Raw genomic sequence first — 15,989 nt, 5'->3', positions numbered from 1 at the left:
GCTCCCTCTCGATCGGCTCGACCCGCCCGGCCAGCTCGGTCAGCTCCGCCGCGGAGGTTGTCTTCGCCACCATCAGCCCCGCGGCGCCGGCGCGGCAGGCGGCCTCGGCGTCGAGGAAGCGCAGCTCCGGCTCGGCGTTGATCCGGACATGGACCATGGCGCCGGACTGGCCGGCCTGGGCGACACTCTCCGCCAGCGCGTCCCGCGCTGCCGCCTTGCGCGACGGCGCGACGGCGTCCTCCAGGTCGAGGATCACGGCGTCGGCGCCGCGGGTGTGCGCCTTCTCGATGAAGCGCGGCTCGGAGGCCGGGACGTAAAGCAGCGAGCGGATCACGGGGCGTCTCCCTTGCCGGTCTGCGCGGCCCGGGCGATCTCGGCCTTCAGCTCCTCGGTATGCTCGCCGAGGGCAGGGGCGGGTCGCCGCAGCCCGCCCGGCGTGCCGGACAGGCGCGGCAGCACGGCGTGCATCGGCAGCGAGCCGTTGTCGGCATCCTCGACCTCGACGATCACGCCGCGCTCGCGGAAATGCGGGTCGGCGGCGATGTCGGCGATGTCGTAGACCGGCCCGACCGTGGCCCCGGCGTCGCGCATCACCTGCAGCGCCGTCTCGCGGTCGCGCTCGGCGAACCAGGCACCGACGGCCTGGTCGACCAGGTCGCGGTGCTTCACCCGCGCGGCGTTGCTGGAGAAGCGCGGATCGGTCTTCATGTCCGGCCGGCCAATGATGTCGAAGATGCGCATGGCGATCACCTGCATCGACCCCGACAGCGCGACATAGTGGCCGTCGCCGCAGCGATAGACGTTGCGCGGCGAGGAGGTGTTGGAGGCGCTGCCGGTGCGCTGCTTGACCTTGCCGGTGACGCGGTGGATCGCCGCCTCCGGGCCCAGCACGGCGAAGATCGGCTCCAGCAGCGACAGGTCGATCACCTGGCCCCTCGACAGGCCTTTCTCGCGGGCCAGCAGCGCCATGGTCACGGCCTGCGCCCCGGTCATGCCGGAGATCATGTCGGCCAGCGCCAGCGGCGGCAGGACCGGCTCGCGGTCGGGGAAGCCGGTCCGGGCGGCGAAGCCGCTCATCGCCTCGACCAGCGTGCCGAAGCCAGGATAGGCGGCATAGGGGCCGGTCTGGCCGAAGCCGGAGATCCGCACCACGATCAGGTTGGGGTTGAGCTTCAGGAGGCGCTCCGGGGCGATGCCCATGGATTCGAGCGTGCCGGGGCGGAAGTTCTCGATGAAGACGTCGGCCGTCTCCACCAGCGCCAGCAGCGCGTCCATGTCGGCCGCCTCGCGCAGGTTCAGCACCATCGACCGCTTGTTGCGCGCATAGACCTTCCAGTGCAGCGACTGGCCGTCATCGGTCCAGTCGCGCAGCGGGTCGCCCTGCGGCGGCTCGATCTTGACCACGTCGGCGCCGAAATCGGCGAGCTGCAGCGACAGCATGTTGCCGGCGACCAGGCGGGACAGGTCGAGGACGCGCACGCCGGACAGGGGGCCCTGCAGCGTCGGGTCGAAGCGGATCGGCTGTTCGGTCATCGGCGTCTCGTTCATGGGGCTTCCGGGCCGGCGGCGAAGATCGCCGCAGCCTCGGGCGGGATGCGGACGAAGGCGGTCCGCGCCTCGACCGCATGGCTGGTCTGGATGCGGAAGGTGGTGCCGCCGCCGGCCACCTCATACTGGTACACCGGGCCCAGATAGGTGCCGTGCGCGACCTCGACCGGGATGGCGTTCTCGCCCGGCCCGTCGACCAGCTCGATCCGCTCGGGGCGGACGGCGACGACCAGGCTGCCGTCCCCGGCCGGGCTGCCCGCCGGTACGGTCAGGCGGCTGCCGTCGGCCAGCTCGACCGTGGCGCGGCCGTTCGCCTCTCCGACCATGCGGCCCGACAGGAAGTTGGATGAGCCGATGAAGTCGGCGACGAAGGCGTCGGCCGGCCGCTCATAGATCTCCTTCGGCGTGCCGAGCTGCCGCAGATGCCCCATGCTCATCACCGCGATGCGGTCGGACACGGCCAGCGCCTCCGACTGGTCGTGGGTGACATAGATGGTGGTGACGTGCAGCCGCTCCTGCAGCTCGCGCAGCCAGACCCGGGCGCGCTCGCGCAGCTTGGCATCCAGGTTCGACAGCGGCTCGTCCAGCAGCAGCAGGCGGGGGCGGTAGACCAGAGCCCGGGCCAGCGCCACGCGCTGCTGCTGGCCGCCCGACAGCTCGAACGGGTAGCGCTCGGCATAGCGCGTCATCTCGACCAGCGACAGCACCTCGCGGATCCGCTCGTCGCGCTCGGCCCGGCCGATCTTCCGCAGCTTCAGCGGAAAGGCCAGGTTCTCGGCGACCGTCTTGTGCGGCCACAGGGCGTAGCTCTGGAACACCAGGCCGATGTCGCGCCGCTCCGGCGGGACGAAGACGCCGCGGCCGCCGTCGAACAGCACCGCGTCGCCGATCCGGATGGTGCCGGAGGTGGCATGATTCAGCCCGGCGACCGAGAACAGGGTCGTCGACTTGCCGCAGCCGGAAGGGCCGAGGAAGGTCAGGAACTCTCCCGCCGCGACATGGATGGAGATGTCGTTGACCGCGGTGACGTCGCCGTAGCGGATGGTCAGGCGGTCCAGGACCAGGTCAGCCATAGATCTTTGCTCCGAAAACCGGGCGGGCCAGCAGGACGAAGGCGGCGGTGATCACGATCTGGATCGTCGCCAGCGCCGCCACCGGGCCGTTGTCGCCCTGGGCCGCGAGCTGAAGCATCGTGGTGCCGATGATCTCCGACCCCGGCTGGAAGAGGAACACGGCGGTGACGTATTCCTTGAAGAAGTGGATGAACAGCAGCGCGAAGCAGGAGAACAGCGCCGGCTTCAGGATCGGCAGCACGATCCGGGTCACCGTCGTCCACCAGTCGGCGCCGGAGATGCGGGCGCCGCGGTCCAGCTCCTCGCCGATCTGGGCCAGGGCCGGCGCGATGGCGCCGAAGCCGACCGGGATGTAGCGCAGGATGAAGGCGACCATCAGGATGCCGATGGTGCCGCGGATCATGTCGAGGCCAGGGACCCAGACCACGGCGTAGAAGAAGCCGAGGCCGGCGATGATGCCGGGCAGCGCCCGCGGGAACAGGGCGACGTATTCCAGCGCCCGGGCGTAGCGGAATTCCGACCGCCGGGCCACCAGCGCGATCACGGCGATGAAGAAGGTGCCGATCACGCCGCCAACCAGGGCGATGACCACCGAGTTGACGATCGACCGGACATAGGTCTCCGACGCGAAGACGGTGGCGAAATTCGCCGTCGTCACCAGCTTCCAGAACGGGATCAGCGGGGTGAGGAAGCTGACGCCCGAGCGCATGACGATGCCGGCGAAGACCGCGACGATGGTCAGCAGCACATAGGCCAGGACGGCGGCGAAGGCGATCCAGCGCCAGGGGCCGAGATCCAGCGTCGACGGCCGACTGGCCTTGCCGCGCACGGTGACGAAGCGGCCGCTGCCCTTCATCAATGCGCCCTGCAGCCAGACCAGGCCGGCCACGATCAGCAGAAGGATCAGCGCGGCCGCGCCGACGATGCCGTAGTCGGGCCGCACCGCGGCGTTGATGCCGTTGTTGTAGAGGAAGGTCGTCACCGTGTTCAGGCCGCCCGGCGCGCCGAACAGCAGCGGGATCGCCAGCATCTCGATCCCGATCACGAAGTTGAGCACGCTGGAATAGATCATCGCCGGCCGCATCATCGGCACGGTGACGGAGAACAGGGCCCGGAACGGGCCGGCGCCGGCGGAGCGGGCGGCGTCCTCCAGCTGCGGGTCTGCCTTGGTGACGGCGCCGAGGCACATCAGGTAGGACAGCGGCGCCTGGCTGAGGCCGGCGACGATGCCCATCCCGGCGATCGAGTACAGGTTCCAGGGCACGAAGCCGAACCAGCTCTTCATCGCCAGCGAGATGTAGCCGGACGGGCCGTACATGGTCAGCCAGCCGAAGGCGATGACCAGGTTCGATACGAACAGCGGCCAGATCAGGATCTCGCCGATCCATGTGCGGCCGGGCAGGTTGGTGCGCCCGACCACCACCGCCATGACCGACCCGAACAGCTGCGCCACCACCATGGTCAGCACGGCGAAGACCAGCGTGTTGCCGAAGATGCCGAGGATCGTCGGGTCGCCGAACAGGCGCTGGAAATTGCCCAGCGTCGCCGTGGCGCCCTCGGCGTAGAGCGGGCGGTCGAGGAAGGCCTGCGCCAGGATCGGCGCCAGCGGCCCGATCACCAGCAGGGTCGAGAGGATCGCGACGCCCCAGAAGATCAGGCGCGAGCGGTCCCAGCCGCGCGCGGCCCTGGGCAGTGTCAGATCGGTCATGGCTCTGTCCGCTGGAGGGGCAGCCGGAGGGGTGAAGCGAGGCAGGCGGTCACCGGCCCGCCATCGCCGCCTTCCACTTCTCGACGAAGGGGGCGGCCTCCGTGATCAGGCCCTTGTCGAAGCCGGCGATGATCATCTTGTCCTTGCCGACCGTCTTCTCGATGCCCTGGTAGGTGTAGCGGACCTCCGCCTCGTCGACGTCGTTGCGCAGCGGGGTCAGGCCGCCCTTGCCGATCAGCGTCTGGCCGGCATGGCTCAAGGCGTAGTCGACGAACAGCTTGGCCGAGTTCGGGTTGGCCGTGCCCTTCGGGATGCCCATGCCGCGCAGCATCATGATGGTGCCGTCATCGGGGAAGGCGAAGCCCAGCAGCTCGCCGCCCGGCTGGTCCAGGCGCGGGAAGATGGTGATGCCGGAGACGGCGACGCCGACGACATATTCGCCGGTGGCGATCTTCTCGTTCATCGCACCGCCCGACACCTCGCCGCGGATCATCGGCCCGATCTTCGCCAGCTCGGCCCAGCCATCCGCGCCCTTGGCGTTGAGGAAGCTCCACCACGCGGCCAGGCCGAAGGAGTTGCGGGCCGCGTCATAGGTGGTGATCTTGCCGTCGAAGCTGCCGTGGTCCGCCGCCGCCTTGGCCACCAGCGAGGCGAAGCCGGTCGGCCGCTGGTCGTCGGTCAGCAGGGCGGCGTTGTAGGTGATCACCAGCGGGTCGGCGGACAGGGTGTAGATGCCGGGCGCGGGATGGGCGAAATCGGGTAGGGCCGCCAGCTCGGGGCTCTGGTAGTCCATCATCCGGCCGTCGCCGGCATAGGCCGCCCAGCGGTCATTGGCGCCGGAGATCAGGATGTCGGCCGTGCGGGAGCCCGACCCGGCCTCCGCCTCCCAGCGGGAATGCACGGTGCCGGAGCCGAGGTCGAGCGTCTCGACCTTGATCCAGGGATAGGCTTCCCGGAAGCCCTGCAGCAGCGGCTGCCAGTTGGTATCCGCCATGTTCGAGTAGACGACGAGGCCGCCTTCGGAGCGCGAGCCCTCGATCACCGCGGCGTAGTCGGCCGGATAGCCGGCGGGCACCTTCGCCTCCTGGGCGAGGGCGGTCGTCGTCACGGCAGCGAGGCCGAGGGCCAGGAGTCCGGCGGCGATGGGGTGCTTCATGTGCGGGTGCTCCTCCCAGAGCGGTTGCTGCTTCGTTTGGCGATCTCGGCCGAGATCGCCTGCGCGCCGTCCAAAACGGCCCGGGTGATCTTCGGCAGGTTGGCGACGACCCGGGGATGCGGGCCGGAGATGTTGAGCGCGGCCACCGCCCGGCCGGCGCCGTCGAGGATCGGCGCGGCGACGCCGGAGGCGCCTTCGACCACCCCCTGGGGATTGAAGTGGAAGCCGTCGCGCGCGGCGGCCTCGGCGCGGGCCTGCAGCTCCCGCCGCTGCCCCGCATCCAGGCCCAGGCGGCCGCAATAGGCTGTGAGCTCCGCGGCCGGCAGCCCGGCCAGCAGCACCACGCCGCTCGACACCTGGTGCGGCACGCGGGTGGGGCCGATGTTGCGGTCGTACCGGATCTCGCGGTCCGGCAGCAGCTTGTTCAGGTAGCGGATCTCGTCGCCATCCAGGACGGCAACGAAGACGCTCTCGCCCGATTGCTCGACCGCACGGTTCAAATGCGGCGCCGCCAGGCGCAGCAGGATGGCCCAGGCCTCGCGGCCCTCGGGGCGGTCGCCAGGCAGGCGGACCAGGCGGTAGCGGCCGTCGGCCATCCGCTCGGCATAGCCGCGCTCCACCAGCAGGCGCAGCAGCAGCAGGGTGCTGCTCTTCGGCAGCGCCAGCGTCTGCGCGACATCCGCCAGCGCCGCCGGCTCGGCCCGGGCCGCCAGCCATTCCAGAAGATCGAGGATGCGCTCCGCGCCCCTGCCGCTCACGTCCCGGGCCTCTTCCAAGCGATAGTTCAATATTTTGAACGCATTTTCTATTTTGAATCTATGGGCCGAGATGAAGGGCTGTCAACCCGGCCCATTCCTCACCGTCATTGCGAGGAGGCGAAGCCGACGAAGCTGCGCCCGCAATGACGGTGTTGGGGACTCTGAAAATCTCTCGGAAGGGACGGGGCCGGTCGGTCAGCCGCGCCGGGCGGGGGGACGGATGATCGCCATCCGGATCCGGCGCGACGCGGCATCGATCGCCGCCACCGTCGCCAGGATCATCAGGACGATGAACAGCACCTCATCCCAGTTGTTGATGCGGATGCGGTCGGACAGCTGCAGGCCGATGCCGCCGGCGCCGACGATGCCGAGGATCGCGGCCGACCGGGTGTTGGATTCGAAGAAGTAGAGGGCGTGGCTCAGCATCAGCGGCAGCACCTGCGGCAGCACCGCCAGGCGCAGCGACTGCAGCCCGTTGGCCCCGGCCGCGCGCACGCCCTCGACCGGCCGGCGGTCGGCGCCCTCGATCGCCTCGGCATACAGCTTGGCCAGCACCGCCATGTCGCTGAAGGCGATCGCCAGGATGCCGGCGAAGGGCCCCATGCCGACGGCGCTGACGAAGATCAGCGCCCAGACCAGCGTGTCGACGCCGCGGAAGCCGTCGAACAGCCGGCGCAGGCTGAAATGGAAGATCCAGTTCGGCACGATGTTGCGGGCGCCGAGGAAGCCCAGCGGCACCGCGGCGACCACCGCCAGAAGGGTGCCCAGGAAGGCCATCGCCAGCGTCTCCAGCAGCGCATAGGCGAAGTCCCACAGGGCGCCGCCGTCCGACGGCGGCAGCATCAGCCCGATCATGAAGCCCAGCTTCGACAGCCCGCCCCAGATCCGCGCCGGCGAGGCGTCTATCCACCACAGGCCGAAGCCGAACAGGGCCAGGAGGCCGATCCAGGCGCCCCAGCTGCGCGCCCGCTCGGCCGCGGACCGGCGGAACAGCCGGGGATGGGCGGCCTGCAGCGCCGCCAGCTCCGCCGGATCGATGGTCGCTGTCCGGGCCATGGTCACACCATCCTCAGCGCGTCGCGGCCGATCAGGCGGTGGCGCACCGCCTCGCAGCCGAGATCGATGATCGACACCAGGGCGATGATCAGCAGCAGGATGGCGCTGATGTCGGGGTACTCGAACTGGCGCACCGACAGGTACAGCTCCTCGCCGATGCCGCCGGCGCCGACGATGCCGAGGGCTGAGGCGGAGCGGACATTGATCTCGAAGCGCAGCAGGGCGTAGCTGGCGAAGTTCGGCAGCACCTGCGGCAGCACTGCCAGCCGCATGATCGCCGGCCAGGTGCCCCCGGCGGCGCGCACGCCCTCGATCGGCCCCGGGTCGACATTCTCGTTCACCTCGGCGAACAGCTTGCCCAGGGCGCCTGCGGTGTGGACCGCGATCGCCAGCACGCCGGCGAAGGGGCCGAGGCCGAAGGCGTAGACGAAGATCAGGGCGTAGACCAGCTCCGGCACCGTCCGCGCCACCTCCAGCACCCGCCGGCAGGCGAAGTGCAGGGCGCGGCCCTGCACCAGGTTGCGCGAGGCCGGGAAGCACAGCAGCAGCCCGGCCGCGCCGCCCAGCACCGTGCCGGTGAAGCCCATCAGCACGGTCTCCCCGGCCAGGCGCAGCCAGCTGCCCAGCCCCCAGTACCATTCGCCCAGATCGGCGCCCAGGCTGTCGGCCCGCAGCACCGGGATGGTGCCCCAGATATAGGCCCAGGCCTGCGGCAGGCCGGCGGCCAGCCGGGCGGGGTCGACCCCGCCGATGACGGTGGAAGCAGCCAGCGCCGCGACCAGCACCAGGCCGATGCCGAGGGTGCGCAGGCGCTTCTCCGCCAGCTGTCGGCGATAGCCGCGCTCGAAGCCGTCGATCGTGCCGGGGGTCATCGTGCGGCCCGGCTCAGGAACCGCGGCGACGCCGCTCGGCCGCGTTCATCTCGGTGATGGCGATGATGTCGAGGTAGTCCTCGTGCTTCGCCGGGACGAAGGCGCTCCAGAGGCCGTCGCTGAGCTGCTTCTGCGCCGCCGGATCCTCCTTCGGGAAGGCGAACAGCGCCTCGGTGAAGGCGTCCTGCAGCTCCTGCGGCAGGTCGGTGCGGACCACCCAGGGCGAATTGGGGATCAGGTCGGAGGTCCAGATGATGCGCACGGAGCCCTTGGGGATCATCCCCTTCTCCTCCATGCGCTGGATGTTGCCGCGCTGGGCATTGGTCCAATGGGTCGCCGCGGCGTCGAAGGTGCCGTTCAGCAGGGCGATGATGCCGAGCTCATGGCTGCCGGAGAAGGCGGTGGTGCTGAAGAAGGTGTCCGGGTCGATGCCGTTCTTCTTCATGAAGTAGAGCGGCACGGCATAGCCCGAGGTCGAGTTCGGGTCGGCATAGGCCAGCGACTTGCCCTTCAGGTCCTGCAGGCTGTGATAGGGGCTGTCGGCGCGGACCGCGATCACCGAATGATAGCCGGTGGCGCCGTCCATCTCCTGCGTCACCGCCACCGGCCTGACCCGGTCGCCCATCACCTTGCGAGCCAGGGCGTAGCTGGCCGGGCCGAAGGTGGCGAATTCGGCGTTGTCCGAGCGCAGCGCCTCGACCACGGCGGCATAGTCGGTGCCGCGGGTGATCTTCACCGGTACGCCCAGCTTGCGGCTGAGATAGGCGGCGAACGGCTCGTAACGGGCCACCGAATCCTTCTCGTTCTCGCTGCTGGAGATGCCGAAGCGCAGCTCCGGATATTGCTGGCGCCAATCCTCGGCGCGGGCGGGCAGGGTGGCCAGGGCGGCGACGGCAAGGGCGGCGGCCAGCGCCAGGCGGCGCCGCAGGGATGCGATCGGCATGGATCTCTCCGGGTCGGTGCCGGCCCACGGGCCGGCGGGTCGTTCAGTGGGCGAAGGCCGGTTCCGGCCGGGATGCGGCCGGCCGCGGGACCGAAGCGGCGATGGTGTCGGTCAGGCTCTCGTCGATCGCCTCGTCGCTGCCGCGGCCATAGATGGCCTGGATCCGGGACGTGGTCAGCTCGGCCGGCGATCCGTCGAACACGACGCGGCCGGCGGCCATGCCGACGATGCGGTCGCAATAGCGGCGTGCCGTCTCCAGCGTGTGCAGGTTGCACAGCACGGTGATGCCGTCCTCCCGGTTGATCCGCCGCAGCGCGTCCATCACCAGCCGGGCGTTGCGCGGGTCCAGCGAGGCGATCGGCTCGTCGGCCAGGATGATCTCGGGCGACTGCACCAGCGCCCTGGCGATCGCGACGCGCTGCTGCTGGCCGCCGGACAGGGTGTCGGCGCGCTGCAGCGCCTGGGGCAGCAGGTCCAGCCTGTCCAGCGCCCGGGCGGCCATGCCGCGCTCGACCTGCGAGAAATGCTTGAACATCACCGGCAGCGTGCCGCTGGCGCTGACCCGGCCGATCAGCACGTTGGTCAGGACGTCGAGCCGGTCCACCAGGTTGAACTGCTGGAAGATCATGGCGCAGCGGGCGCGCCAGGCCCTGAGCGGGCCGCCGCGCAGGGCGCCGATATCGGTGCCCTCGAACAGGATGCGGCCGCCGCTGGGGTCGACCAGCCGGTTGACCAGGCGCAGCAGCGTCGACTTGCCGGCGCCGGAGCTGCCGATGACGCCGACCATCTGCCCGCGGGGGACGTCCAGGGTGACCGCGTCGACCGCGGCCACGGATCCAAAGCGTTTCGTCACCCCGCCGAGCTGCAGCATCGGTCGAACCTCCTGATCCATAGACCTTGATCTCAAAGGTCTATATGAATTCGTCAGTTGTCGAGCCGGCGATAGAAGAAATTCTCCAATGAATTGGAATCGGGCCGGCGTCACGGACAGTATCTACGCCTTATTCGTGACATTGATATTTCGGATATCTGAAATCATTCGGCCGGATCGATTCGATGGGCCGAACGCACTAGGCGCGGACCTCTTTCGTTGCGGCATCTGCGCTGCGGATCGTGGCGGATGGATGGTCTGGCATGTTCGGCCGCGGTGGAGTTCGCTTTCCGGATGCCGTCGCACGACAGCTGCGGGACCTGCGGCAGGACATGTCCGGCCCGCCACGATAGGCGCGCTTGGCCTCCGAAGGGGTGACATGCCGTCGGTGATGCAGACGTCGGAGGGCGCAATAGAAAAAGCCCGCACCGCCTTGGGGCGATGCGGGCCGGCTTGGGAGACCGGTGAGGATCCGGAGGATCCTCACCGAGCCTTCATGGCCGTTACGGGCAGGTGGTGATGCCGGTGCTGACCCAGCTGTTCGCCGCGGTCTTGACGGTCGAGGGCAGCGGCGCGAAGGCGGAGTTGCGCGCCAGGGTGTCGTAGGTGCCGCCCGCGGTGTAGCCCGCGACGAAAGCCTTCAGCGCGGTGACCTTGGCCGCCGAGGCATAGCAGCCGTAGAAGTTGATCAGCGTGAAGCCGGCGGCCGGATAGGCCGTCGAGCCGGTCGGGTTGCGCATCGCGGTGGTGTCGGCCGCAGTGCCCCAAGCCGCCTGGGTGTTGGTCGCCGGCACGACGAAGGACGCAGTGGCCGCGGTGGTGTAGGTCGGGGCCGGCGGGCGCGGGGTGTCGCCCGAGATCGGACCGCCATTGTTGAAGTCGAAGCTGTTCTGCAGATTCGCGGCAACCGGAGCCGGGCTGATCGCCGGGCTGGTCGACTGCTGCGTATAGTCCGGGCTGACATAGCCGACGGCGCCGGAGGTCGCGGCGACAGCCTTCGCCACGCCGTCGCTGCCGGTGGCCGCGGTGAAGGCGGCCGGCCAAGTCACGGTGGTGCCGACGCCGCCGGACCACAGGGACACATTGCCAGCGGCGTGGCTGGTGGTCTTGTCGACCGTGCCGTTGCAGACCGTCGCCAGATGACGCGAGAACAGGAAGGTCGTGCCGCTGGAATCGGCGCGACGGTAGACCTTGATCGGCAGGTTCGCGTTGAGCTGCACGCCGCCGTTGTCGGCGGTCAGGACCGGGTCGTTCCAGTTGGTGATGGCGCCGGTGAAGATGCCGCAATAGGCGCGGCGCGACAGCCACAGGCCGCTCGAGCCGCCGGTGGTGGCCTTCGTGCCGCTCGGCACCGGATGGTTGATGTTCAGGCCGGTGGCGTTGAACGCGATCGCGACCGGGCTGCCCACGGTCGGGATCTGGATGCCGGCGCCGCGGGTCGGCTGCACGGTGCTGGTGTACTGGCTGACCTGGGCGGCGGTCAGGGTCGCGTCGCTGGCGGCGAAATCGAAGAACGCCGAGCCCGCGCCGTAGCCGTTGGTGCCCTCGGCGTAGGGGATGAACGAGCTCTCATAGGGCACGAGGGACGGCGTCGCATTCGGCGACTGCTGGGCGAGGAACGCGGTCAGGCCCGCGCCGCTGCCCAGGGAGGCGAAGGCGATGCAGTTCGCGCTGGCCGGGTTGCAGCTGGTGAAGCCCACGCCGGCGAAGTTGTCGAACCAGGCGCTGGTGCCGGTGGCGGCACGGTACAGGTTGAACGGCAGGGTGGCGCCGGCGCCGTAGATTGCACCGGCGGCCGAGGCCGGGGCGGCATTGATCAGCAGGGCGCCCGCGGCGAGGGCGAGCAGACTGCAGGTCTTCAGACGGATGGACAAGTGTCGTCTCCTTCCTGACGTATCGATGAGTCGAGTCGACGGCCGCGGGATCGCGGCCGCTCGTCCTGGAAGAGGTGCGTCCTGCCGACCCACCCCTTTTTTGATCACCCTTTCGGAAGATCAGCGGGTCGTTGTTGCAAGACTCAGCCGTTCCGATCACATGATTCCAAATTAAGCTGATGAATCCGTGATCGATTCTTTGAGGATTCGTGACATAAATCCTAAGTAAATTTAGATAAATACATAGATTTGTAGCGAATGGCAATACCGGAAACAAATATATACTGAGTAATTATTTGCTTCCGGAAGCCATCTCGTGCGGCTGGATCAGAGGATGAAGTCGACGGCGGCGAGAGTGCCGGCCCCGTGGACTTCGATCTGGAGATCCGCCGTCTTGTCGCCGTTAACATCGGCCTGGACCAGCACGGTCGACGCGTCGATCAACTCGATGCGCAGCTGGCCGGCATGGCCGCCGAAGACCTCGGTGCCGATGAAGGCGAAGGCCTGGTTGCCGCGGGCGCCGCTGTTGGCATCGATCGCCGACAGATCGATCAGGTCGTGATCGGCGGTCGAGAAGTCCTGGATGATGTCGGCCGCGGCCGGCGTGCTCTGCGAGACGCCGCAGTACACGAAGGTGTCGCTGCCGGCGCCGCCGCTCAGCTGGTCCTGGCCGGCGCCCCCGACGATGACGTCGTTGCCGTCGCCGCCATCGATGAAATCGTCGCCGGAGCCACCGTTCAGCGTGTCATTGCCGCTGTCGCCGAACAGGGAGTCGCGGCCGTCCCCGCCGAGCACGAGGTCGTCGCCGCTGTTGGCGAAGACGGTGTCGTCGCCGGCATCGCCGTGCAGGATGTCAGTGTCGAGGCCGCCGCCGATGGTGTCATCGCCGGCGCCGCCATCGACAATGTTCAGGCCGTTGCCGGTGTCGATGGAATCGGCTCCGGCGCCGCCGAGGAGGACGTCGTTGCCGTCATTGCCGTAGAGGGCGTCGTCGCCGTTGCCGCCGTCGATGATGTCGCTGCCGGCACCGCCCTCGATCTGGTCGTTGCCGTCCTGGCCGAAGATGATGTCGGTGCTGTCGGTGCCGGTGATGACGTCGTCACCGACGGTTCCGTTGATCAGGCTCATGGTGCTCCCCCGATATATCGGTCTTCGATCATGCTGCTGCCCGAGAGCGACCTGGGTGGTCCGGCGTCAGAAGGGCGCCGAATCGGGCATGTGATCTCCAAGATCTCACCGGACCATGACTCTGATCATATAGTGATTCTATTGCAGGACCGAGACTCGCAAGTGACTCAATCAAATCATTTCCAATTCATTTTAGGAAAAATACTTTATATTTATAAAATACAATAGGATGCGCTAGATGATTATATTGGCATATGTCGATTTTAACTGTCAGATTTTGCGAAATATCCGGGACACGGTGACTGAAGACATCAAAATCATAATCAGAATTGGGATAGCCGCGAGGTTCAGCCAGATCAGTCGTCGTTCGATCGTCTCCACATCCTGGCGCAGCTGCTGCCGGACCTCGCGCAGCTCCTGGCGGGTGCCGACGATCTTGCCGCGCAGATCCTCGATCGCCTGGCGCGACGGCTCGGCGCCGCCCTCGGCTCCCTGCGCCGCTGCCATGTCGCGCTGGAACCGGGCCAGCCTTTCGGTCAGCGCGGTCTCGCTGTCCTGCAGCCGCGCCGCGGCGGCGCGGCCGATCTCGGCGATCCGGGTGAAGGGCCGGGCGCCGGCCGCCCGGTTGCGCAGCGCCGACAGGTCCTGCGTGCCGGACAGCTCCTCCAGCAGGGCCAGCAGGAAGTCGCCATTGGCGGCGAAGGCGCGGGCCGGCTGCCCGGGCTGGCCACGGGCCACCCAGAAGCGGTCGTCGAGGATGTCGGTGTCGGCGATCACCACGAGGTTGAGCGTCTCGGTCTCCAGCTTCCGCCCCGGGGGCGGCGCGCCGTCGACGGCGACGCCGTCGGGCAGCTGGTCGGCGAAGGCGCTGCGGGCATGGCCGTTGACCCGCGCCGCCAGCACCAGCCGCTCATTGCCGGACGGGTGGGCGGCCCACAGCTTCTGCGGATCGGTGCGCGGCACGATCTCGTCGACATCGACCGGGGTGCCGTGGTCGCCGGTGAACAGCAGCGGCGAGAACTGCGTGGACGCGCCCATCAGCGGCCGCAGGATTCCGGCGGTGCCGACCGTGATCGGGCCCAGCCCGGCGAAGGCCGGGTCCGCGGCGTCGCGATTGGCCTCGCCCAGCGTCAGCCACACCAGGTGCTGCAGCTGCAGCGGGCGGCCGTCGTCGCGCCGGACGGTGATGCTGGAGGCGAGGTCGCGGTCGCCCGCCACCCGGCCGATGTCGAGGGTCAGCCCCCAGCTCGGCCCGAAGGCGCCGAGGGCAGAGAAGGAGGCGCCGCGCGCCGCCTGCTCCGGCAGCCGCTCCGCCGCCGCCTCGGACAGCGGGTCGACCAGCACCAAGGCGCGGCCGCCGGCCATCAGGAACTGGTCGATCGCGTATTGCGCGGCCGGCGGCAGGTCGCGCGGATGCACCAGCAGCAGCACGTCGATCACGGCGGGATCCAGCGCCGCCGTGCCCTTGGCCGCCAGGTCGTTGATCGCGATCGGCTTGACGTCGAAATCCTTCTGCATGTCGCGATAGGCGGTGAAGGCCGGCAGCACCCGGCCGCCGAAGGCCAGCGCGCCGCCCAGCGGCAGGGTGCTGACCACCGCCACCTGCCGCCGGTCCGGCGAGGCCAGCCGCGCGATCATGCGGGTCAGCTGCAGGTCCAGCGCCGGCTCTTCCTCCGGCCGCAGGAAGGGGATGGCGACATGGTCGGCGGCGCTGCTGCCGACCAGGCCGAAATAGACCGGGTCGCCGCCCTTGGCCAGCGGCAGGCCCAGCAGCCCGTCCTGGACGGCGCGGTCCTCGGCATCGCTGAACGGCTCCGGCGCCTCGCGCTGCAGGATCAGCCGGTCGCCGGCGGCGGCGGCATAGTCCTCCAGCCGCGCCTCGACCCGGCGGGCATAGCCGGCCAAGGCGGGGGAGGCGGCGGCGATCCGGTCGGAGACGACGAGGCGCAGCGTCACCGGCTGGCTCAGGTTCCCCAGCACGGCGCGGGTGGCGGTCTCGAGCGCGTGGCGGCGGTCCTCGCTGAGGTCGAGCCGGTATCCGCGCAGGGCGCCGTCGGCCCAGAGATTGACGCCGACCGTGGCCGCCAGCGCCAGGACCAGGGCGGCGAGTCCGGTCAGGCGGTGTCGGAGCGGTCGCCGCATCGCCGTCACCCCGCCCGCCGCAGGCCAAGCGCCACCGACGCCGCGAACAGGAAGAAGGCGGTGACGGTGGCGAAGAAGACGAGGTCGCGCAGGTCGATCACGCCGCGCGCGATCGGCCGGACATGCGGCAGCACGCCGAACACCGCCAGCGCGTCGGCGATTCCCGCCGGCAGCCGGTTGCCCAAGAGGCCGGCCAGCGCCGGCGCGCCGGGGATGGTGACGAGGAGGCACAGGGCGACGCCGAGGATGAAGGCCACCACCTGGTTGCGGGTCACGGCGCTGGCGGCGGAGGCGACGGCCAGGTACAGGCCGGCCACCAGCAGGCTGCCGGCATAGCCGGCGGCGATCACCCGATGGTCGGGGCTGCCCAGCCAGGCGACGGTCAGCCACATCGGGAAGGTCAGGGCCAGGGCCAGCGCCATCACTGCCCAGCCGGCCAGGAACTTGGCCAGCACCGCGGCGCCGGGGCCGATCGGCAGGGTGAACAGCAGCTCGGCCGTGCCGGTGCGCGCCTCTTCCGCCCACAGCCGCATGGCGATGGCGGGGGCCAGCAGCAGGTACAGCCAGGGCAGGAAGGCGAAGAACGGCTCCAGGTCGGCCTCGCCGCGGCCGAAGAAGTCGCCGGCATAGATCGGCAGCGCCCCGGCCAGGACCAGGAAGACGACGACGAAGACGGCGGCGATCGGCGTGGCGAAATAGCCCGCCAGCTCGCGCCGGAACAGGGCGAGGCCGGCGCGCATTCAGGCGGCCTCCGCCGGGCGCGGCGCGTCCGGCAATGCTGCGGCGTCCGGCAGGGTGAGGGCGCGGAACAGGCCGGCCAGGCGGCCGTCGGGCGAACGCGCCGCCAGCGCGGCCGGGGT

At 69.5% G+C, this 15,989-nt stretch carries 14 protein-coding genes; all 14 read right to left on the bottom strand.

Annotated elements, in window-relative coordinates; genetic code table 11:
- A partial coding sequence (locus P409_RS09795; protein ID WP_034834870.1) for an aldolase/citrate lyase family protein occupies window positions 1–334 on the bottom strand: 334 nt, incomplete at its 3' end.
- Window positions 331–1,533 carry a CaiB/BaiF CoA transferase family protein gene (locus tag P409_RS09790; RefSeq protein WP_034834881.1) on the bottom strand — a complete coding sequence of 401 codons (1,203 nt, stop codon included), beginning with the start codon at window positions 1,531–1,533 and terminating at the stop codon, window positions 331–333. The genes P409_RS09790 and P409_RS09795, both read right to left, overlap by 4 nt.
- Window positions 1,534–1,544: 11 nt before the next feature.
- Window positions 1,545–2,621: an ABC transporter ATP-binding protein gene (locus P409_RS09785; RefSeq protein WP_034834868.1), complete on the bottom strand. Its 1,077-nt coding sequence runs from the start codon at window positions 2,619–2,621 to the stop codon at window positions 1,545–1,547.
- Window positions 2,614–4,329 carry an ABC transporter permease gene (locus P409_RS09780; RefSeq protein WP_052120291.1) on the bottom strand — a complete coding sequence of 572 codons (1,716 nt, stop codon included), beginning with the start codon at window positions 4,327–4,329 and terminating at the stop codon, window positions 2,614–2,616. The genes P409_RS09785 and P409_RS09780 overlap by 8 nt, the downstream gene beginning before the upstream one ends.
- Before the next feature lie 49 nt (window positions 4,330–4,378).
- Complete coding sequence (locus P409_RS09775) at window positions 4,379–5,485, bottom strand: ABC transporter substrate-binding protein (RefSeq protein WP_034834865.1); 1,107 nt, start codon at window positions 5,483–5,485, stop codon at window positions 4,379–4,381.
- Window positions 5,482–6,243 (bottom strand): IclR family transcriptional regulator, encoded by a 762-nt coding sequence (locus P409_RS09770; protein WP_081991395.1) that lies wholly within the window; start codon window positions 6,241–6,243, stop codon window positions 5,482–5,484. Before P409_RS09770 ends, P409_RS09775 begins: the two co-directional genes overlap by 4 nt.
- Window positions 6,244–6,438: 195 nt before the next feature.
- Window positions 6,439–7,299 carry a phosphonate ABC transporter, permease protein PhnE gene (gene phnE / locus P409_RS09765; RefSeq protein ID WP_034834860.1) on the bottom strand — a complete coding sequence of 287 codons (861 nt, stop codon included), beginning with the start codon at window positions 7,297–7,299 and terminating at the stop codon, window positions 6,439–6,441.
- A gap of 2 nt (window positions 7,300–7,301) precedes the next feature.
- A complete protein-coding gene (phnE, locus tag P409_RS09760) occupies window positions 7,302–8,171 on the bottom strand; it encodes a phosphonate ABC transporter, permease protein PhnE (RefSeq protein ID WP_034834857.1) in 870 nt (289 codons plus the stop codon).
- A 13-nt stretch (window positions 8,172–8,184) separates the two neighbouring features.
- A complete protein-coding gene (gene phnD, locus P409_RS09755; protein ID WP_052120289.1) occupies window positions 8,185–9,114 on the bottom strand; it encodes a phosphonate ABC transporter substrate-binding protein in 930 nt (309 codons plus the stop codon).
- 43 nt (window positions 9,115–9,157) lie between these two features.
- Window positions 9,158–9,985: a phosphonate ABC transporter ATP-binding protein gene (gene phnC / locus P409_RS09750; RefSeq protein ID WP_034834856.1), complete on the bottom strand. Its 828-nt coding sequence runs from the start codon at window positions 9,983–9,985 to the stop codon at window positions 9,158–9,160.
- A 503-nt stretch (window positions 9,986–10,488) separates the two neighbouring features.
- Window positions 10,489–11,859: a substrate-binding domain-containing protein gene (locus P409_RS09745; protein ID WP_034834852.1), complete on the bottom strand. Its 1,371-nt coding sequence runs from the start codon at window positions 11,857–11,859 to the stop codon at window positions 10,489–10,491.
- Window positions 11,860–12,186: 327 nt separating this feature from the next.
- Window positions 12,187–12,987 carry a calcium-binding protein gene (locus P409_RS09740; protein ID WP_052120286.1) on the bottom strand — a complete coding sequence of 267 codons (801 nt, stop codon included), beginning with the start codon at window positions 12,985–12,987 and terminating at the stop codon, window positions 12,187–12,189.
- Between the two features lie 270 nt (window positions 12,988–13,257).
- On the bottom strand, window positions 13,258–15,129 hold the full coding sequence (locus P409_RS09735; RefSeq protein ID WP_034834849.1) for a Gldg family protein: 1,872 nt from the start codon (window positions 15,127–15,129) through the stop codon (window positions 13,258–13,260).
- Between the two features lie 5 nt (window positions 15,130–15,134).
- The gene (locus tag P409_RS09730; RefSeq protein ID WP_034834846.1) at window positions 15,135–15,869 is read right to left on the bottom strand and encodes an ABC transporter permease subunit; all 735 of its coding nucleotides are present in this window, start codon (window positions 15,867–15,869) and stop codon (window positions 15,135–15,137) included.
- Window positions 15,870–15,989 lie beyond the last annotated feature (120 nt).

Origin of the sequence: Inquilinus limosus MP06 (assembly GCF_000767795.1) — a bacterium.
Taxonomy (GTDB): Bacteria; Pseudomonadota; Alphaproteobacteria; order DSM-16000; family Inquilinaceae; genus Inquilinus; species Inquilinus limosus_E.
The sequence above is the reverse complement of the archived record's forward strand: the minus strand, read 5'-3'. Positions and strand labels throughout refer to the sequence as shown.